Annotated in this window: 16 protein-coding genes; 14 read left to right on the forward strand and 2 right to left on the reverse strand. The window is 73.5% G+C overall.

What is annotated here, in order from left to right:
• Nucleotides 1-315: 315 nt before the first annotated feature.
• The 9 genes from ACIPLC_RS34265 to ACIPLC_RS34305 all read left to right on the forward strand — a co-directional run bounded on the left by ACIPLC_RS34265 (nt 316) and on the right by ACIPLC_RS34305 (nt 8,672).
• Nucleotides 316-1,638, forward strand: coding sequence for an ATP-binding protein (locus ACIPLC_RS34265; RefSeq protein ID WP_400476947.1), 1,323 nt, complete (start codon nt 316-318; stop codon nt 1,636-1,638).
• Entirely contained in the window at nt 1,635-2,036 is a 402-nt protein-coding gene (locus ACIPLC_RS34270; RefSeq protein ID WP_049653846.1) for a roadblock/LC7 domain-containing protein, read from the forward strand. The genes ACIPLC_RS34265 and ACIPLC_RS34270 overlap by 4 nt, the downstream gene beginning before the upstream one ends.
• Nucleotides 2,033-2,407, forward strand: a complete 375-nt coding sequence (locus ACIPLC_RS34275; RefSeq protein WP_400476948.1) for a DUF742 domain-containing protein — start codon at nt 2,033-2,035, stop codon at nt 2,405-2,407. The genes ACIPLC_RS34270 and ACIPLC_RS34275 overlap by 4 nt, the downstream gene beginning before the upstream one ends.
• Entirely contained in the window at nt 2,382-2,972 is a 591-nt protein-coding gene (locus ACIPLC_RS34280) for a GTP-binding protein (RefSeq protein WP_400476949.1), read from the forward strand. The genes ACIPLC_RS34275 and ACIPLC_RS34280 overlap by 26 nt, the downstream gene beginning before the upstream one ends.
• 73 nt (nt 2,973-3,045) lie before the next feature.
• Nucleotides 3,046-4,431: a cytochrome P450 gene (locus tag ACIPLC_RS34285; RefSeq protein WP_400476950.1), complete on the forward strand. Its 1,386-nt coding sequence runs from the start codon at nt 3,046-3,048 to the stop codon at nt 4,429-4,431.
• A gap of 266 nt (nt 4,432-4,697) precedes the next feature.
• Nucleotides 4,698-5,888 (forward strand): cytochrome P450, encoded by a 1,191-nt coding sequence (locus ACIPLC_RS34290; RefSeq protein WP_400476963.1) that lies wholly within the window; start codon nt 4,698-4,700, stop codon nt 5,886-5,888.
• Nucleotides 5,885-6,802 (forward strand): enoyl-CoA hydratase/isomerase family protein, encoded by a 918-nt coding sequence (locus ACIPLC_RS34295; RefSeq protein WP_400476951.1) that lies wholly within the window; start codon nt 5,885-5,887, stop codon nt 6,800-6,802. Before ACIPLC_RS34290 ends, ACIPLC_RS34295 begins: the two co-directional genes overlap by 4 nt.
• Nucleotides 6,803-6,877: 75 nt before the next feature.
• A complete protein-coding gene (locus ACIPLC_RS34300; protein ID WP_400476952.1) occupies nt 6,878-7,744 on the forward strand; it encodes a hypothetical protein in 867 nt (288 codons plus the stop codon).
• A gap of 70 nt (nt 7,745-7,814) precedes the next feature.
• Nucleotides 7,815-8,672 (forward strand): hypothetical protein, encoded by an 858-nt coding sequence (locus ACIPLC_RS34305; RefSeq protein WP_400476953.1) that lies wholly within the window; start codon nt 7,815-7,817, stop codon nt 8,670-8,672.
• A 749-nt stretch (nt 8,673-9,421) separates the two neighbouring features.
• Here the strand turns inward: ACIPLC_RS34305 and ACIPLC_RS34310 are convergent.
• Nucleotides 9,422-12,331 (reverse strand): FtsK/SpoIIIE domain-containing protein, encoded by a 2,910-nt coding sequence (locus tag ACIPLC_RS34310; protein ID WP_400476954.1) that lies wholly within the window; start codon nt 12,329-12,331, stop codon nt 9,422-9,424.
• A 320-nt stretch (nt 12,332-12,651) separates the two neighbouring features.
• Here ACIPLC_RS34310 and ACIPLC_RS34315 point away from each other — a divergent pair, with 320 nt between their 5' ends.
• From ACIPLC_RS34315 to prfB, 3 genes are all read left to right on the forward strand, one after another.
• Nucleotides 12,652-14,508, forward strand: a complete 1,857-nt coding sequence (locus tag ACIPLC_RS34315; protein WP_400476955.1) for a serine/threonine-protein kinase — start codon at nt 12,652-12,654, stop codon at nt 14,506-14,508.
• A 228-nt stretch (nt 14,509-14,736) separates the two neighbouring features.
• Nucleotides 14,737-15,996 carry a serine/threonine-protein kinase gene (locus ACIPLC_RS34320; protein WP_400476956.1) on the forward strand — a complete coding sequence of 420 codons (1,260 nt, stop codon included), beginning with the start codon at nt 14,737-14,739 and terminating at the stop codon, nt 15,994-15,996.
• A gap of 81 nt (nt 15,997-16,077) precedes the next feature.
• On the forward strand, nt 16,078-17,187 hold the full coding sequence (gene prfB, locus ACIPLC_RS34325; RefSeq protein WP_400476957.1) for a peptide chain release factor 2: 1,110 nt from the start codon (nt 16,078-16,080) through the stop codon (nt 17,185-17,187).
• A gap of 151 nt (nt 17,188-17,338) precedes the next feature.
• Here the strand turns inward: prfB and ACIPLC_RS34330 are convergent, their stop codons facing one another.
• Entirely contained in the window at nt 17,339-17,533 is a 195-nt protein-coding gene (locus ACIPLC_RS34330) for a hypothetical protein (protein WP_400476958.1), read from the reverse strand.
• A 349-nt stretch (nt 17,534-17,882) separates the two neighbouring features.
• On the opposite strand from ACIPLC_RS34330, the gene ftsE reads away from it, so the two are divergent.
• Both ftsE and ftsX read left to right on the forward strand, forming a co-directional pair.
• Nucleotides 17,883-18,572, forward strand: a complete 690-nt coding sequence (gene ftsE / locus ACIPLC_RS34335) for a cell division ATP-binding protein FtsE (protein WP_063349173.1) — start codon at nt 17,883-17,885, stop codon at nt 18,570-18,572.
• 86 nt (nt 18,573-18,658) lie between these two features.
• Entirely contained in the window at nt 18,659-19,570 is a 912-nt protein-coding gene (gene ftsX / locus ACIPLC_RS34340; protein ID WP_280680134.1) for a permease-like cell division protein FtsX, read from the forward strand.
• Nucleotides 19,571-19,701 lie beyond the last annotated feature (131 nt).

Consider the following 19,701-nt stretch of genomic DNA (forward strand, 5'->3'; position numbering starts at 1 on the left):
ACGCTGCGCGCGAGCCGGAGTGTGGTCGGGATGCGTCCTTGCGGTTAACGCCGCGTCACGAAGTCCACCAATTCCCACCAGAGTTCCCGACCGGTCACGGAATTTCGCCCCAACTGCCCTTTTTGGCAGCTGTTCTGACATACCAGGAGTTGCAGTAGGCTGACTCCGCGATAGGCGTCGCCGCAGGTCTCATGCCGGGCAAGCACCGCGATGTGAGGTCACATCGGGTGTCTTTCGGAGAGGTTCGGGCCGCCAGTCCCATTCGCGCACTGGGGCCCGGAACGGCTCCACGCGATGCCACCTGAAGAGAGTTTCATGACGTCATTTGTGCAGGAACCCTTTTTCTGGGTCTTTCTCGTGGTGATGCTCGTAGCCGTCGGAGCGGCCCTCCAGGCCCGCAGGACGAACCTCGCCCTGCGGCGGCGAAACGTTTCCCTGGAGGAGGCGAGCGCCCTGGCGCAGCGGCAGCGCGACGAGTTCGCCGTGCTGCACGATCGCCTGCAGAGCCAGCACGCGTCCGAGCTGACGGACGTCCGCCGGGACGCCGAGGAGGACACCAAGGCCGTCCTCAAGGCGGCGATGCGGACGCTGCAGGGCCTGGCCGACGAGCAGCAGGTCGTCATCGACAAGGTGCAGCGGAAGTACGGCGACAGCCCGCAGATCCTGGCCGACCTGATGACGATCGACCACACGAACAGCCAGTTCGGCCGACGTGCCCAGGGCATCGCGGTGCTCTGCGGCGGCTGGCTGGGCCGCCGGGAGAGCGTCGCCTCGGTCTACGACGTGGTCCGCAGCGCCCAGGGCCGGATCCGGCACTTCGACCGGGTGCGGATCCACTCCCAGGTCAGCGTCGCGCTCGCCAGCAAGGTCGTCGAGCCGATCGCCGTCGTACTGTCCGAACTGCTCGCCAACGCGACCAACTACTCCGCCCCGGACACCCCGGTGGAGGTCAGCGTCCAGGCCGTCCCCACCGGCGTCTGCCTGATCGTCGACGACGCCGGCCTCGGCATGGGCCAGGAGGAGAAGGACCGCGCGGCGGTGCTCCTGAACCCGGGCGCGCCGATCGGCCTCACCAGCCTGGGCAACCCCCCGAAGTTCGGCTTCGCCGTCTCCGGCATGCTGGCCGCCCGCTACGGCTTCCGGGTCTCCGTCGACTCGGTCTCCCCGTACGGGGGCGTGCGGGCCGTGGTGCTGCTGCCGGCCGAACTGCTCAGCAGCGAGGTCGCGGCCCCGGTCACCGCCGCGCACGGCGACCACCGGACCACGCACGGCGACCACCAGACCACGCGCGGCGACCACCAGGCCGCGCCGGCGGAGCAGCCCGCGCCGGCCTGGGCGCAGACCCCCGGGCAGCGGCTCGTGTCGCTGCCCGAGCCGGCGGCGTCCCTGGCCCCGGTGCCGCCGGCGGCGATGACGGAACCGGAGATGACGGAACCGGAGATGACCGCGGACGGACAGCTGCCCCGGCGCCGCCGCCAGCGCCCGGTGTCGGTCCTCCCCTCCCCGCAGGACCCCGGCCGGGCCGAGGCACCGGTGCGGAGCCCCGGCCAGAACACGTCGTCCCGCCTCGGCGCGTTCCAGCGCGGCACGCTGTCCGGGCGCAACACCATGACCACGGAAGGAACCGAGAACCAGTGAGCCGCGACCTTTCCTGGGTGCTCAACGACGTACTCCAGGTCCCCGGCGCCCGGCACGCCATCCTCGTCTCCGCCGACGGCCTCCTGCTCGAACGGTCCAGCGAGATAGGCCGGGACGAGGCGGAGACCAACGCCGCCGCGATGAGCTCGATGCAGTCGCTGAGCCGCGCGGTCGCCCCGTTCGTCGGCGGCGGCGCCGGGGTCTGGCGCCAGACCCTGCTGGAGTACGACCACGGCTGGATCTTCCTGATCGCGGCCGGCAGCGGCGCGTACCTGGCCGCCTCCACCGCCCCCGATGTCGACATGGAGGCGATGTCCTTCCGGATGCAGCAGCAGGTGGGCGCGCTCGGACGGGCGATGTCGGCGGCGCCGCGCCAGAGCACGCTCAGCGGCTCATGACGGGCGGCGGCGAGGAACAGCGGGTCACCGGCGGTTTCATCCGCTCCTACGTCATCACCGGTGGGCGCGAGTTACCGAGTGCGGACGCCCTGTCTCTGATCACCTTGGTCACCGTCGCGCCCGAGCAGGAACTCCCTGCCCTGCCGAGCCCGGAGACCCGGGCGATCTGGGAGCTGTGCTCGGGCGGCTACCTCTCGGTGGCCGAGGTCGCGGCCCGGCTGGAGCTGCCGGTGGGGGTCGTGAGGCTGCTGCTGACGGACTTGATCCGTGAGGGGCGGCTGCTGAGCCGGTCGGCCCCGCCCCCGGCCCAGGCCCCGGATCCGAGACTTCTAGAGAAGGTACTGCATGGACTTCAACTCCGGTTCGCCTGAGGACATCTACGTCCCGGGCGCGGTGACGACCGCTGTCAAGATCCTGGTCGTGGGGCACTTCGCGGTCGGCAAGACCACGCTCATCGGGGCCCTGTCGGAGATCGCCCCGCTGAGCACCGAGGAGAGCATGACGCAGGCGTCCATCCGCGTCGACGACCTCCGCGGCGTACCGGACAAGAAGACCACGACCGTCGCCCTGGACTTCGGCCGGCTGACGCTCGGCGACGACCTGGTGCTCTACCTGTTCGGCACGCCGGGGCAGCAGCGGTTCATGCAGCTCTGGGAGGACATGGCGCGGGGCGCGCTGGGAGCGCTGCTGCTGGCCGACCCGACCCGCCTCGCGGACACCTTCCCCGTCATCGACCTGATCGAGCAGTACGGCCTGGAGTACGCCGTGGCGGTCAACAGCTTCGACCGGCAGAGCGAGTACACCGAGGACCAGCTGCGCGAGGCGCTCGACCTGCTGCCGCACACACCGGTGGTGTTCTGCGACGCGCGGGACCAGCGCTCCTCGGCCGACGCCCTGCTGACGCTCGTCCGGCACCTGCTCGACCGCGCCTCCTGACCTCCCCCACGCCTCCCTCCCCTCACACCTCCCGGGTCCGCATCCGCCCGGGGCCACCTCCAAGGAACGACCCATGGAATCTCCGCAGCGCCCCGCCCCGCAGTCGCCTCCGCCGGGCTGCCCGATGCACGTCGGCGTGAGCACACCGCTCTACGGGGAGATGTTCTCGTCCGACCCCGGCGCGGTCTACGACAAGCTGCGCACCAACGGTCCCGCCGCGCCGGTGGAGTTGGCCCCGGGCGTGGAGGCCACCCTGGTCACCTCGCACGAGGCCGCTCTGCGGGTGCTGCAGAACCCGGGGATGTTCGCCCGGGACTCCCGGCGCTGGGCGGCGCTGAACGAAGGACGGGTGCCGCTGGACAGCCCCGTCCTGCCGATGATGTTCTACCGGCCCAACTGCCTCTTCACGGACGGCGCCGAGCACCTGCGGCTGCGCAAGGCCGTCACCGAGAGCCTGGGCCGGCTCAACGACAACCGGCTCAACCGGCACGTCGAGCGGATCGCCGGCTACCTGATCGACCAGTTCAGTCCGCTGGGCCGGGCCGACCTGCTCAACGACTACGCCAAACTGCTGCCGCTGCTGCTGTTCAACCAGTTGTTCGGTTGCCCGGCCGACATCGGCGACCGGCTGACCCGCAGCATGTCCGCGCTCTTCGACGGCCTCGACGTGATCCAGGCCAACGAGGAGCTGACCTCCTGCCTGATGGACCTGGTCGCGCTGAAGCGCCGCCAGCCCGGCGACGACATCACCTCGTGGCTCATCCAGCATCCGGCCGGCCTGCGGGACGAGGAGCTCAAGGACCAGCTGGTCATGTTGATGGGCGCCGGCGTCGAGCCCGAGCGCAACCTGATCGGCAACGCGCTGCTCCTGCTGCTGTCCGGCGAGGGCCGTTCCGGACTGCGCATCGAGGACGCCCTCGACGACGTGCTGTGGAACAACCCGCCGATCGCCAACTACGCCACGCACTACCCGATGCAGGACCTCGACCTGGGCGGGGTCCCGATGGACGCGGGCAGCCCGGTGGTGATCAGCTTCGCCGCCGCCAACAGCGACCCCGTGCTGACGGACGCCCGGCTGACCCTCAGCAAGGGAGCCCACCTGGCCTGGGGCGCCGGCCCGCACGCGTGCCCGGCCAAGTCCCCGGCCCGGCTGATCGCCCTGAGCGCGATCGAGTGCCTGCTCAACGCCCTCCCGGACGTCACGCTCGCGGTGCCCGCGGAGAGCGTGGAGTGGCGGCCGGGCCCGTTCCAGCGCGGCCTGGTCTCGCTGCCGGTGCGGTTCAGCCCGGCGTCGGCCCGGACCACGGGGCCGCGCCCGGGTGCGGAGAGCGCGCCGGGCGGGTCGCCGGTCGCCACCGAGACGACGCAGGCGTACCCGCAGGCCACCGCCCCCGCACCGGGCCGGGCCCCGCAGAAGAAGGGGTGGTGGAGCTCCTTCCTGGACGTCTTCCGGGTCTGAGGCGTCCTCGGCTCCGATCCGACGCGCCGTCGGAATCCGTTCGGCCACCACGGGGTGAACGGATTCCGACGGCGCTGCGGGTACGTGACGGGGGCAACACGGATCGACGCTTGAGCGCGCTGTTGCTGGGTAGATCGCCGCCGTACTGCCCGCCCGCGCGTAAGGAGCCCCGTGTGACCGCCACGTTGGAAGCCCGCCCCGCAGACCCGGAGCGCCCGGACGGAAGGGTGGTCGACCGCCGCGCCGCCGTGCCGCTCCTGCGCAGGCTGCGGTCGGCCGAGGGACTCGCCGACCCGAGCCCTGTCTACGACGGACTGCGGGCGCTGGGCGACCTCGTCCCGGCCCCCTGGGGCGGCTACCTGGTCACCGGGTACGACGCGTGCGACCAGGTCCTGCGCGGCAGGACCTGGCTCGTCCCCGATTTCGCCTGGCAGGAGCGGCAGACCGAGACGGAGCGCTGGGACGCCGTCGCCACCCAGGAGATGAGCCGCACCCTCTCCCGGCTCAACGCCCCCGACCACACCCGGCAGCGGCGCAGCCTCGGGAACCTCTTCGACCGGAACACCCTCCGGGACATGACGCCGCAGATCGAGGCCGACGTCGCCGAACTGCTCGACCGCCTGGCCGAGCGAATACGGGCGGACGGCGAGGCGGACCTCTCCGCCCTGGTCAGCGAGCAGCTGCCGATCAACACCGTCGGGCGCTGGCTGGACATCGCGCCGGAGGACTACCCGCACATCCTGACGATGACCCACAACCAGGTGCACGCCCAGGAACTCCTGCCCACCAAGAGCCAGCTGGCGGTCTCGGAGCAGGCCACCATGGACCTGCGCGACTACTTCACCCGCCTCGTCCGGGAGCGCCGCGACAACGACGGCGACGACGTGATCTCCGGCTGGATCCGCACCTGGGACGCACTGGAGTCCGACCGCGAGGCCACCGACCGGATCGTCTACCAGCTCACCATGTTCGTCACCATCGCCTCGCTGGAGACCACCGCGACGCTGCTCTCCTCGCTGGTGTGGTGCCTGCTGCGCTCGCCCGGCCGGTGGGAGTGGCTGCGGGAGCGGCCGGAGCACATCGACGACGCGATCGACGAGGCGCTGCGCTACGACCCGCCGATCCGCGTCAACAGCCGCGTCGCGGGCGAGGACACCGAGCTGGCCGGGGTGTTCCTGCCCAAGGACACCATGGTCCACGTGATGTACGGCGCGGCCAACCGCGATCCGCGCCGAAACCCGGACCCGCACACCTTCGACGTGCTCCGCCGGGGCACCCACCTCACCTTCGGCGGCGGCGCCCACTACTGCCTCGGTGCGGGCCTGGCCAGGCTGGAGGCGCGCGCCCTGCTCGGCCAACTGCTGCGGCGTTTCCCGACCCTGCGGGTGGCGAGCCCGCCCGAGTACGCACCCCGGATGGTCTTCCACCGGGTGACGTCCCTGAGAGTGGCCGCATGAACGTTTCACCGCAGGCACCGCAGGCACCGCAGTACCCCCCGCACGCGATGCAGCCCCCGTACGTCCCGTACCCCTCGGCGCCCACCGGCTGGTACCCCCAGCCCGGGTCCGGTCCCGGGCCCGCGCCGGCCTCCGAGCCCGCGCCGACCCGTACGGTCCGCGCCGAGCTCCGGGGCCCGGTGCTCCACGTCGAGCTGGACAGTCCGGCGACCGGGAACGCCGTCACCTCGGCCATGCTGGACGAACTCCTCGTCCTCCTCGCCGTACCCGACCCGGCCGTGCGCGTGATCGTGCTGTCCGGGGCCGGCCGGGACTTCTGCCTCGGCGGCGACCGCGAGGAACTCTTCGCGGGCCTCGACGAGGACCCGACCGGCGGCGGCATACGGAACTACGGGGACAAGGCCCGCCGGGTCTGCGAGGCCCTCACCAACAGCTCCGCCGTGACCGTCGCCCGGGTCCAGGGCCGGGCGACCGGCGCCGGCTTCGCCCTGGCGCTCGCCTGCGACCTGCGGGTCGGCGCCGACAACGCCGTCTTCCGGCTGCCCGAACTCGCCCTGGGCCTGCCCGTGGCCTGGGGCGGACTGCTGCCCCGGCTGCTCCACGAGGTCGGCGCGGCCCGGGTCCGCGAGATCATCCTCACCAGCCGCCCGGTCGGCGCGGTGGAGGCGCGGGAGCTCGCCATCCTGCAGCGCGTCGTCCCCGAGCAGGACCTCGACGGGGCGGTCGCCGAGTGGACCAGGCCCATCGCGCGCCGACCCGAGGCCGCGCTGCGGGTCACCAAGACGCTGCTCGCCTCCCACGCGGCGGCCACCCGGCTGGCCGACGCCTCCGTGCTCGACTCCGAGCTGATGGCCTCGGTCCTCGCCGCCGCCCACTACACCCGCGGCCTCGCCGCCCAGCCCCCGGCCTCCTGACCCGGTGCCTGCGAAGGGGCCCGCGTCCTGGGGACGCGGGCCCCTTCCGCGCATGTGGGAAAACGATTGTGGATCGTGCCCGCACGTTCGCTACTGTGTGCGATCGACGAAGAGGAGACGCTCATGGTGGGGGCGGCGCGCGGCACGCGCGTGGCGGGGGCAGTACTGGCGATGGCCGTGGTCGCGGCCGGAGCGGCGGCCTGCGAGGGGGGCGGGGCCGGCGATGGCAAGGGCGGCGCCGCGGCGGCGGCCAGTACGCCGCCGCAGCCGTTCGGCACCGGCGGCTACCGCGGACTGCGGCTGTCGATGACCAAGGAGGAGGCGCTCGCGTCCGGGGCCCTGGAGCCGTCGCCGGTCTCGGTGCTCAACGGCTGCACCGACTACGCGTACAAGGGCGGCCCGGCGCCGGATCCGGTCCGGATGGCGAACGAGGCGGACGTCCACGCGAAGGCCGGCAAGGCGTTGGCCAGGATGGACGAGATGAGGGCGAAGCGGAAGCAGGTCCCGCCGCTGGCGGCGGGGGCTTCGCTGAAGGAGATGCAGGAGCACAGCGCGCGCCTCCAGGAGCAGCTCCAGCAGGACGCCGCCGACCAGCAGGAGTTCGCCGCGCTCCAGAAGGACCTGGACCTCGTCACGCCCACTCGCAAGGCCCGGGACGAAGCACTCAGGGCCACCGGCCGGGTCAACTTCGGCACCGAGGGCCTGCGCCAGGTGGCGGCGCCCGCGGACGCCCGGACCGCCGAGGGCGTCGGCGCCGGCTCGACGGAGGAGCAGCTCAAGCAGGCCTACGCGGGCAAGGACCTCAAGCCGACCAAGGACGGTACGTACGAACTCCCGACCGAGGGCGGCAGCGGCGGCCCGGACTGGTTCTACGAGTTCGCCGTGGCCGAGGGCAAGGTGACCGGCCTCGCCCTGGTGAAGCACAACACCTACTGCTCCTGAGAACTCAATTGTGGATCATGGTCGTGCTCCCGGTACGGTGATCGCCGGTACGACCAAGGGGGATGACGACATGGGAAAGACGCGCAGGTCGATGCGTGCGGTAGGGGTCGGCGTCTCGGTGGCGCTGCTCGCCGTCGGGGCGGCGGCCTGTTCCGCCGGTTCCTCCGACGAGGGGAAGGACGGCACGGCGAAGGCCCAGGCCGCCACCGGGGCGCCCACGGCGGTGCCCACGGCGGCGCCCACGCCGAAGGGGCCCGAGGCCTTCGCGGCAGCCGGGTACCGGGGACTGAAGCCGGGGATGGCCAAGGACGCCGGGCTGGCCACCGGGGCCCTGGAGCAGCCGCCGGTCTCGCTGCTCGACGGCTGCACGGACTTCGTCTACAAGGGCGGCCCGGCACCGGACCAGGCCCGGATGGCCGCCGAGGCGGCCACCGAGGCCCGGTACAAGGACCTGAGCGCCAAGGCCGACGCGGCCAGCGGGAAGGCGCCCGCCCCGGAGGGCACCCTGCCGCCGAACGCCTCCGCCAAGGACGCGGCGGCCGCCGCCGCGGGCTCGGCCGCGAAGGCCAAGGACTCGGCCGCCGCCGCCAAGCTGATCGCCGACTCGACGATGGCCCTGGTCGACCTGAGGGTGGCGCAGGAGGCCAAGGAAGCGGCGTATCTGGCCACCGGTCGGGTCTCCTTCGCGGCGGCGGGCCTGCGTGAGCTGGTCGCCCCGGCGGAGGCGAGGACGGCCGAGGGCATCGGAGCCGGCTCCACCCTGGAGGCACTCCAGCAGGCTTACGGCGCCAAGGGCCTCCAGCAGGCCAAGAGCGGCAAGTACGCGATGCCGGTCGAGGGCCAGCAGGGCTGGCAGTACGAGTTCACCGTGGACGGCGCGAAGGTCGCCGGGATGGCCGTGGTGAACCGCGACATCAAGTGCGCCTGACGGCCTGACGGCCTGACGGCCTGACCGGCCGGCAGCGGAGGCCCCGACGAACCACCGGGTTCGTCGGGGCCTCCGCCGTACTCCGGTGGGAACCCGGCGGCCGGCCTCGCTGCTTCCCCGTTCCAGCCACTGCGCGACGAGTGGTGCCAGCGTCCGCGCCTCGGCCCCGCCGAGGCGCAGCCGCGGTTCGGGCCGGATCACCCGGAACAGGGTGGCCATGGCCACCGATCGGCCAGACCTTCCGGCGTGCTGTTTCGGGCTTGCAACCTTTGTGTTGGCCAGTCCGTGCCCGGCTGCCCCCGTCGAACTCGTTCGGCGGGGGCAGCCGGACGACACCGCATCAATTCCAATCGCCTCCAGCGTGGCGGTACCCCTCTTCCTGGTCCTGCGGGGGAAGTCGGTCAGGCCAACTTCCCCCGCGGGAGTGGCCCGTCGCCGCTTCGGCAAGGCCGAGGCGGCGACGGATGGTGAAGCGAAGTGAGTGCTGTTCGGCGGTGGGTTCGGCGGCCCCGGCCCAACGCGGCCGGGGCCGCCGTTGCTTTTGGGGTTCTTCTTTGGGCGGGCCCGCGTCAGAGGACGCGGGCCCGCCCAACCTCATTGATCGGTCACCGGACCTGGTTGTCCTGGCGGGAGGGGTGGGTGGGGCGACCTGTGGTGAGGAGCGTGGCGGGTTGGCTCCCGGCCGCGCAGGAAGTCGGCCGGGCCGACTCCCTGCGCGCAAGGCGGCGACGGGCGGGCCCGCAGGCCGGTCAGCGGGCGGCCGCGCGTTGGAGGGCGCTGGCGAGGAGGGCGAGGTCGGTGGGGCCGTTGCCGAGTTCGCGGACCGGGCGGCGGGCGGGCGGGGCGCCGAGTTGGAGGGGGTCGATGGCGACGACGGTGGGGCGCAGGGTGGCGGTGCGCGGGATGCGGCCGCTGATCCGGGCGGTCTGGAAGGCGGTGACGCCGCCGTCCGGCAGGCGCAGGTAGCCGCGGCCGGGGGTGTCCTCGGACAGGGCCGCCGCGTCGCCGAGGTGGATCAGCAGGTCGGAGTCGGCCGGGTCCTCGGTGCGCAGCGCGATCCGGAGCAGGGCGGCCTCGTCGACCTCGGTGCCGGCGCTCTCCTCCGGGCGGCCGGTGGTGACCGCGAGGTGGACGCCGAGCGGGCCGCCCCGGCGGGCGATCGCGGAGAGGGCGCGGGCGAGCGGCCGGCCGGCCGGGGAGGTGGGTGAGAGGAGGGCGTCGTAGTCGTCGACGACGACGACCAGACGGGCGGGGACGGGGGTGGTGGGGGAGGCGGCGGGGCGCGGTCCGTCGCCGCTGCGCGGGTGGACGATCTTCGGGGTGGCGGCGGAGGCCGCACCGACGGCGGCGGGCACCGGTACCTGCTGCCCGTCCAGGCTCTGCCCGTCCAAGATCCGGGCAGCGTGCCAGGAGGCGAAGTCCAGGCCGTCGAACAGCCGCTCGCGCAGGGCGAGTTCGTCCTCCAGGGCCTCCGCCGCGAGCAGCGCGGCCCGGGGGTCGGCGGTGGCGTTCACCAGGCCGGTGACGTGCGGCAGCTCGGTGCAGCCGTCCAAGCCGTCCTCCGTGGCCCGGCCCTCGATGAGGGTGACGGCCAGGCGCTCGGGGCGTTCGGAGACGGCGAGCGAGGCGACCAGGGTGCGCAGCAGTTCGGTCTTGCCGGAGCCGCGGGCGCCGCCGATGAGCAGGTGCGGGCCGCCGGGGTCGGGGGAGGGGAGGGTGAGTTCGGGGTCGGCCAGGTCGAGCGTGCAGAGTTCGTCCCGGGTGGTGCCGAGCAGCGCGGTGGCGGCGCCGATGCCGTCGGCGTGCGCGGCCCAGCGGGCGGACAGCTTGGCCGGGGTGACGGTGTCGAGCTGGAGCAGGTCGAGCAGTCGCAGTGCGTCGGGCAGCGGGCCGCGGGCGGCCGGGGCGGCCTCGCGCAGCGGGGCGAGCACACGGGCGAGCCGTTCGGCCCAGGCGTCGGAGACGGCGTCCAGGGAGACCTCGTGCAGGGTCTCCCGGCCGCGGGCGACGGGGCGGTCGAGGGAGAGCTGGGTGCCGACCTCGCCGGTGATCAGGGCGGTGGCGCCGAGGCCGCGGGGGAGCAGTTCGGGCTGCTCGGCGAGGCAGATCGGGAAGATGCCGACGGCCGGGCCCTGGCGCAGCAGCAGGTCGACGGCCTGCCGGGCGGTCTCGGTGGTTGGGCGGCCGTCCACCATGACGACGGTGGCGGGGTGGCCGCCGAGGCCGGTCGGGCCGCTGAGCCGGGCGGTGAGTTCGGTCAGCCGGGCGGTGGCCTGTTCGTCGTCGAGGCCGAGCAGCAGGCGGCAGTCCTGGCCGTCGGCGGGGCGCAGGTGGGGCAGCCACAGGGCCCAGGCCCAGGTGTCGGCGCGTTCGTCGGGGGTGCGGGCCGGGTCGGCGTCGACGACGACCAGGCTCAGGCCGGTCGGCGGGTGCAGGGCGGCGAGTTGGGCGACGACGGCGCGGGTGAGCGCGTCCAGGCGTTCGCGCGGTCCGCTGAGGCCGAGGCTGCCGGCGGTCTGCAGGTCGAGGGTGACGGGGACGGCGGGCAGCATGGTGCCGGGCGCGGTGCCGGGGCCGCCGGGGCGGTCGGCGGTGCCCAGGCGCAGGGTGAGTGCGTCGGGGTGGCCGGGGCCGCGCTCCCAGAGCCGGGGGCCGGGGCCGACGGCGTTGAGCAGCAGGGTGGCGAGATCCGGCCACCGTTCGCGCTGGGCGGCGGCCTGGCGCAGCCGTACGGCGGTGTGGTGGCGTTCGGCGCTCTCCTGGCCGGGCGGTTCGGCGGCGCGGCCGAGCCGCAGCGAGCGCAGGCCGCGGCCCCGGCCGGGGGCGGGTTCGGGGGCGGCGGGCGGTTCGGCCACCGGCGGGGCGGGGCGGACCGGGCCGGGGGCGGCGAGCTGGAGGTGGCCGTGGCCGTCGGGCAGGGCGGTGCGGCCGGTGCCGGGGCCGTCGGCCGGGTCGGGGGCGGCGACCTGGAGGGTGGATTCGCCGATGCGCAGCAGGGTGCCGGCTTCCAGCGGGACGGCTTCCTCGGGGGCGCCGGGCGGGACGAGCCGGCCGTCCAGGGTGGTGCCGTTGGTGGAGCCGAGGTCGCGGACGGTGATCCTGCCGTCGTCGGCGAGGTGCAGGGCCAGGTGCAGCCGGGAGACGTCGGGGTCGTCGAGCGGGACGTCGGCCTCGCCGGAGCGGCCGATCCGGATCTCCCGGCCGTGCAGCCGGTGCACTCCGCCGGCGTCCGGTCCGCCGACCACGCGCAGTTCGGCGGCGGCGGGGGTGTCGTCGGGGTCGTCGGCGGTCGGGTCGGGCTCGTTGAGGCTGAGGACGGCGCCGTCGAGGAGCGGGGGGTGGCCGAGCAGGGTGTGCTCGTCCACCCGGTGTGCCCCGGCGTACAGGTGCACGTGGGTGGCGGCCCGGGGCCCGCGCACGCCGACGGCGCCCGCGAGGGCGCCCGCGAGGGAGCCGAGCGCGGTGCCGACGGGTGCGGTGACCAGCACGTCCACGTAGGGGATGGCGGAGCCGGCGGCGGCCGGGCCGCTGCGCGGTCGGAGGACGGTCAGCCGGATCTGCATCTCGCCCGCGGGTCCCTTCTGCTGGTGTGGAGCCTGGTACCGCTGCCCGGGGTCGTCGCGGGCGCGCGGGGCGGCCGCGGCGACCCTTTGGGCCACACGAGTGGCGAGTGTCCATCCTGCCATCCGTCACGGACAGTCCGCGCACCGTACCGGATTTGACGATCTTGCGATCATCGCCATGGTGGAGGCGACGGAGGGTCAGGTCAACCGGTGCGGCGGGGGCCCCGTCGGCGGGCCCGCCGAACCGGTCCGGGAACTCCCCTAGGGGATGTCCCCCAACCCCTCCGGGATGGCCTGCCGGTCGCCCCAAAAACCTGAACGGACACCGTTAGAGTGGCCGCAGACACGGGCCCGGCAGGCTCACCGCACCGGCGGAGGAGCGCCCCGCGCGGGCGGCACGACGAGGAGTGCGACAGGTGCGGCCAGTCGGCAGCAAGTATCTGCTTGAGGAGACCCTCGGACGGGGTGCCACCGGGACGGTCTGGCGCGGCCGGGTGCGCCCCGACGTCCAGGTGCCCGGCAGTGAGCCCGGGCAGCTGGTGGCGATCAAGGTGCTGCGCGAGGAACTGGCGGCCGACCCGGACGTCGTGATGCGCTTCCTGCGCGAGCGCGCGCTGCTGCTGCGACTGACCCACCCGAACATCGTCCGGGTCCGCGACCTGGTGGTCGAGGGCGAGCTGCTGGCCCTGGTGATGGACCTGGTCGACGGCCCCGACCTGGCCCGCTACCTGCGTGCCAACGGCCCGTTCAGCCCGATCGCCGGCGCCCTGCTGATGGCCCAGGTCGCGGACGCGCTGGCGGCCAGCCACGAGGACGGGATCGTCCACCGCGACCTCAAGCCGGCCAACGTGCTGCTCGCCTCCGTGCTGGTGGACGGCACCGAGCAGATGCACCCGATGCTGACCGACTTCGGCATCGCCCGCCTCGCCGACTCCCCGGGCATCACCCGCACCCACGAGTTCGTCGGTACCCCCGCCTACATCGCCCCGGAGTCCGCCGAGGGCCGCCCGCAGACCTCCGCGGTGGACGTCTACGGCGCCGGGATCATGCTGTACGAGCTGGTCACCGGCCGCCAGCCGTTCCAGGGCGACAGCGCCATCGCGCTCCTCCACGCCCACCTGGCGCAGGAGCCGCAGCGGCCCAGCACCATGCCCGAGCCGCTGTGGACGGTGATCGAGCGCTGCCTGCGCAAGGACCCGGCGCAGCGGCCGTCCGCGACCTCGCTGGCCCGCGCGCTGCGGGTGGTGGCGGCCGGCGTCGGGGTGCACGCCTCCCCGGCGGCGGTGGACGAGGCGCTCGCGGTCGGCTCGCTGCTGCTGCCGGACCCGCGCCCGACCTCCGTCCCGTTCGCCGGCGCGGGCGTCCCCGACCTGCCGCCGGCCGCCCCGCAGTACGACCCGGCCGCGGCGACCCGGGTGATGAGCACCCAGCCGCCGCCCGCCCCGCCGTTCGGGGCCCCGGACCGCACCCAGGTGATGCCGCCCACCGTCGTGCCGCCGCCCCCGCCGGGCGCGCCGGGCACGCCGAAGGAGGAGACGCCGCACCCGTGGCAGACGCAGCTGCGGGCGGCCCGGGACCGCAACCAGCAGACCCAGGTCGGCTACTTCGGCCCGGAGGACTTCGAGGACCCGCAGGTCGCCCCGCCGCCCTTCCAGGCCGGGGCAGGGGGGCAGGCCGGGCCCGGCGGCCGCCCCGGCTACCAGCCGCAGCCGCCGCCCGGCTACCACCCGGACCAGCGGCGTCAGGGCCCCCCGCCGCCCGGGTACGCCCAGCGCCCGCCGGTGGCCCCGCCGCCCTACCAGGGCGGTCAGGGCGGCCAGACCGGCCGCGGCGGTCAGCCGCAGCCCGGGCCCGGCGGACGCCCGCAGCCACCCGGCGGCTACCGGTCGGCCCCGGCCGGGTACGGGCAGTCGCAGGGCGGCTACCCGCCGCCGCCCCCGCCCACCCCGGTGCCGCGCCGGGCCGAGCCGCCGGCGCCGCAGCACCGCGAACCCCCGCAGCACCGCGAACCCCAGCACCGGGAGGAGCCGCGCGAGCAGGCCCGCCGCGAGCCCGCCCCGCCGCGCGAGCGGCGCCCGCGCAGCCGCAACCGGATGTACATCCCCGGTCTCGGCTGCCTCAAGGGGTGCCTGCTGGTGCTGGTGGTGCTGGTGGTGGCCGGAGTGGCGCTGTGGAACTTCACGCCGCTGCCGCACTACTGGGACAACGTCCAGGGCTGGTTCAACACCGTGCGCGACTGGGCGGACGCCCTGTTCGGCAGCTCGAAGAACTGACGCCGGGCCAGGTCCCGCCGCGCGGGCCCGTCCGGTCCAGTACCGGGCCCGCGCGGCGGGATTGACGATTTGTCGACAATCCACAAGATTTCTCGCCCGAGACTGCCCGCCCAGGGCCCTCAGGCGGCCCGCGCGGGGCGTCGGGGCGCGTAGGTTGGTCGCTGTTGTCCCGCCCCACCGAGCGCACCGGACCCCCGGGCGCGCTCCCGCGCCGCCCACGGAGCAGCATTGGCACGCAAGATCGGCAGCCGGTACACCGTCCACCAGGTGATCGGCCGGGGTTCGGCCGGGACGGTCTGGCTCGGTGAGGGGCCCGACGGCCCGGTGGCGGTCAAGCTGCTGCGCGAGGACCTGGCCGCCGACCAGGTGCTGGTCGGCCGCTTCGTCCAGGAGCGCGCCGCGCTGACCAGCCTCGACCACCCCCGGGTGGTCGGCGTGCGCGACATGGTCGTGGACGGCAGCGACCTCGCCCTGGTGATGGAGCTGGTCCAGGGCACCGACCTGCGCTCCCGGCTGGAGCGCGACGGCGCGCTCCCGCCGCAGACCGCCGCCTCGGTCATCGCGGACGTCGCCGACGGCCTGGCCGCCGCGCACGCGGCCGGCATCGTCCACCGCGACGTCAAGCCGGAGAACGTCCTGCTCGACCTCGCCGCCGCCCCCGGCCCCGGCGGCGCCCCGCGCGCCAAGCTCACCGACTTCGGCGTGGCCCGCCTGGTCGACGCCCCGCGCCGCACCCGGGCCACCCGGATCATCGGCACCCCCGACTACCTCGCCCCGGAGATCATCGAGGGCCTGGAGCCGCGCGCCGCCGTCGACATCTACGCCCTCGCGACCGTGCTGTACGAGCTGCTGGCCGGGTTCACCCCGTTCGGCGGCGGCCACACCGGCGCGGTGCTGCGCCGGCACGTCACCGAGCAGGTGCCGCCGATCCCCGGCCTGCCGGACGGGCTGTGGCGGATCATCTCCGAGTGCCTGGCCAAGGCCCCGGCCTCCCGGCTGCGGGCCGCCGAGCTGGCCGCCCGGCTGCGCGAGCAGCTGCCCTCGCTGGCCGGCCTGCCGGTGCTGGCCGTCCCCTCCCAGGGCCGCGCCCCAGCGGAGGAGGCGCTGACCCCCGGCGAGGCCGTGTACGCCGAGGTGGACGCCGGCCCGGGCATCCACAAGCGCCGCCGCGGCCCGGCCGTCCCGCTGGTGCCCGGCGTCGCCCCCGACTCCACCCGGGACACCCACACCAGCCTGCGCCGCCCCTCCGCGGACGAGCTGGCCGCGTACGCCGCGGAGTCCCGCGCCCAGCGCACCGCCCCGGGCACCGGGCACCGCCGGGACCGGCAGGCGCTGCTGCGCCGCCGCCGGCTGCTGGCCGTCCTGCTGGCCACCGTCCTGCTGCTGGCGGGCGCCGCCGCGGCCTGGACGGCCTTCGCGGCCACCGCCCCGGACGCCGGCCACCCGGCCCGCCCGGCGGTGTCCAGCACGGCCCCGCGGGCGCCGTAAAGGGGCCGCAGGGCGGGTGCCGGAGGGCCGGAGGACCCCCGGTGTCGTCATGACCACCCCCGGAACCATTACCCTGGGGGCGTGGCAGCCGTCGATCCTTCCGAAGAGCTCAAGAACCTCGAAACGACCATGGGGTCGATCGAGGCCGTCCTCGACCTGGACAAGATCCGGGCCGACATCGCTGTCCTGGAGGAGGCGGCAGGCGCCCCCAACCTGTGGGACGACATCGCGAACGCCCAGAAGGTGACCAGCCGGCTCTCCTTCCTCCAGGGCGAACTGCGCAAGGTCGAGGGCCTGCGCAGCCGCATCGACGACCTGGGCGTGCTGTTCGAGCTGGCCGAGGCCGAGGACGACGCGGACACCCGGGTCGAGGCCGAGGCCGAGCTGGTCTCCCTCCAGAAGGCGGTCGAGGAGCTGGAGGTCCGCACCCTCCTGTCCGGCGAGTACGACGCCCGCGAGGCGCTGATCAACATCCGCGCCGAGGCCGGTGGCGTCGACGCCGCCGACTTCGCCGAGCAGCTGATGCGCATGTACCTGCGCTGGGCCGAGCGGCACGGGTACCCCACCGAGGTGTACGACACCTCGTACGCCGAGGAGGCCGGCATCAAGTCCGCGACCTTCACGGTCAAGGCGCCGTACGCCTACGGCACCCTCTCGGTCGAGCAGGGCACCCACCGCCTGGTCCGCATCTCGCCGTTCGACAACCAGGGCCGCCGGCAGACCTCCTTCGCCGGTGTCGAGGTGCTCCCGGTCGTCGAGCAGTCCGACCACGTCGACATCGACGAGGGCGACCTGCGGATCGACGTCTACCGCGCCTCCGGCCCCGGCGGCCAGGGCGTCAACACCACCGACTCGGCGGTGCGCATCACGCACCTCCCGACCGGCGTCGTGGTCTCCTGCCAGAACGAGCGCTCGCAGATCCAGAACAAGGCGTCCGCGATGAACGTCCTCCAGGCGAAGCTGCTGGAGCGGCGCCGCCAGGAGGAGCGGGCGGCGATGGACGCACTGAAGGACAGCGGCAGCTCCTGGGGCAACCAGATGCGCTCCTACGTGCTGCACCCGTACCAGATGGTCAAGGACGTCCGGACCGAGTACGAGGTCGGCAACCCGCAGGGCGTGCTGGACGGCGACATCGACGGCTTCATCGAGGCCGGCATCCGATGGAGGAAGCAGCGGGAAGCCGCGAGCTGAGCGTGAGGACGCCGGCCCCGATGGACATCGAGCACAGCATCGAGGCCGGCATCCGGTGGCGCGAGCAGCGGGAGACCGCCGCGCAGTAGGCGGCGGAACGGAAGGGCCCCCGACCGCAGCGGTCGGGGGCCCTTCGTATGCCTCGGTGGGTTCAGGCCAGTGCCTGCCGGGCGAGCAGCGCCACCGCGAGCAGACCGGCCAGCAGGGCCAGCAGCATCGCGGGGGAGAGCGCCGCGAACGGACCCTGCTGCTCCTGCAGTCGGGCCCGGTTGGCGCGGCAGACCGCGCAACGCCCGTCGCTCACGCGGCCGTTGCAGTTGGCGCACACCAGATGGTCGCAGGTCATGCGATCTCCTCCTCGCTGCTACAGCCAACGCACCGGACGGGGCTTTGGTTCCTCTTCTTGCCCTGTGCGGGGGAACGGCCGAACACGGCCGTCACCTCCACTCTGCCAGGTTCTGACCGTTCCGGCTCCCGGGCTGTGAGATGCCTCCCAATTTTCAGGGCATAACCAGACATTCTCCCCCAGATTTCGAAAGCCCGCCCGGGCGGGCCCTGCGCGCCGACCGCCGATTCGCGTATGGTCCCAGACCGGGAGCGGCCCTTTCCGCTCCCGCCGCCCGCCCCAGGGCCGGGCGCCCGGGGTGGACCGACCGAGGACTGGCGCCGCCTAGGATGGCCTCCGTGATGCAGCCGTGATCAGATTCGACAACGTCTCCAAGACATATCCCAAGCAGAACCGTCCCGCCCTGGACAACGTCTCGCTGGAGATCGAGAAGGGCGAGTTCGTCTTCCTGGTCGGCTCGTCCGGCTCGGGCAAGTCCACCTTCCTGCGCCTGTGCCTGCGCGAGGAGCGCCCCTCCACGGGCGAGGTGCACGTGCTGGGCAAGGACCTCGGCAAGCTGTCCAACTGGAAGGTGCCGCACATGCGCCGCCAGCTGGGCACCGTCTTCCAGGACTTCCGCCTGCTGCCCAACAAGACGGTCGCGCAGAACGTCGCCTTCGCCCTCGAAGTGATCGGCAAGCCCAAGAGCGCCATCAACAAGGTGGTGCCCGAGGTGCTGGAGCTGGTCGGCCTCGGCGGCAAGGAGGACCGCATGCCGGGCGAGCTCTCCGGTGGTGAGCAGCAGCGCGTGGCGATCGCCCGCGCGTTCGTGAACCGTCCGATGCTGCTGATCGCGGACGAGCCCACCGGCAACCTCGACCCGCAGAACTCGGTCGGCATCATGAAGCTGCTCGACCGCATCAACCGCACCGGCACCACGGTGCTGATGGCCACCCACGACCAGGCCATCGTCGACCAGATGCGCAAGCGCGTCATCGAGCTCGACAAGGGGCTGCTCGTCCGCGACCAGGCCCGCGGCGTCTACGGATACCAGCACTGACCGACCGGCGCAGCCGGCGCTGAACCCGTAGGGCCGTCCGCCCGCGTCGCCAGACCAGCAGTACCGACCCTGGAGTTGTTACCCGCATGCGTGCCCAGTTCGTTCTGTCGGAGATCGGTGTGGGTCTCCGCCGCAACCTGACGATGACCATCGCGGTCGTGGTCAGTGTCGCGCTCTCCCTCGCCCTGGCCGGTTCCTCGCTCCTGGTCCGCGACCAGGTGAACTCCATGAAGGGGTACTGGTACGACAAGGTCGAGGTGAGCATCTACTTCTGCACCAAGTCGGACGCGCGCAACTCGCCGCAGTGCGACAAGGGTGCGGCCACCGACCAGCAGGTGCAGGACATCAAGGCCCAGCTGGACAAGATGGACTCGGTGGTCCAGTCGTCGACCTTCGAGAGCTCCGCCGAGGCGTACAAGCACTGGAAGGAGATGAACCCGGACAACCCGCTCATCTCCGTCCTGGGCCCGGACGCGATGCCGCAGTCCTGGCGGGTCAAGCTGAACGACCCGACCAAGTACGACGTCATCCAGAGCGCCTTCGCCGGCAAACCCGGCGTCAAGTCGGTCGAGGACCAGCGGAAGATCCTGGAGAACCTGTTCGGCCTGCTCAACGGCCTCCAGACGGCGGCCTTCGTGATCATGGTGCTGATGCTGTTCGTCGCCCTGCTGCTGATCGTCAACACCGTCCGGGTGTCGGCGTACAGCAGGCGGCGCGAAACCGGCATCATGCGCCTGGTCGGTGCCTCGAACTTCTACGTCCAGATGCCGTTCATCGCCGAGGCCGCGTTCTCCGCGCTGCTCGGCGCGATCATGGCCTCCGGGCTGCTGGTCGGCGGACACTTCTTCGTCCAGAACTGGCTGGCCGACCGGGTGCAGTTCATCCACTTCATCGGCCTCGGTTCGGTGCTCGCGGTGATACCGCTGCTGATCGTGGTCGGTATGGGCATGGCCGGTGTGGCGGCGTTCTTCACGCTGCGCAAGTACCTCAAGGTCTGACCACCTCCGGCCCCGGCGGGCCCCGCCCGCCCAGCGCCCGGCCGGGGCCCCCCCCGTTGGCCCCCCCGTGCCGGCCCCGGGGGCCCGCCCCGGGTGGAAACACCCCTGGCCTGGGGGGAAAAACCCGCCCG

Source organism: Kitasatospora sp. NPDC086801 (genome assembly GCF_044745805.1).
Lineage (GTDB): Bacteria > Actinomycetota > Actinomycetes > Streptomycetales > Streptomycetaceae > Kitasatospora.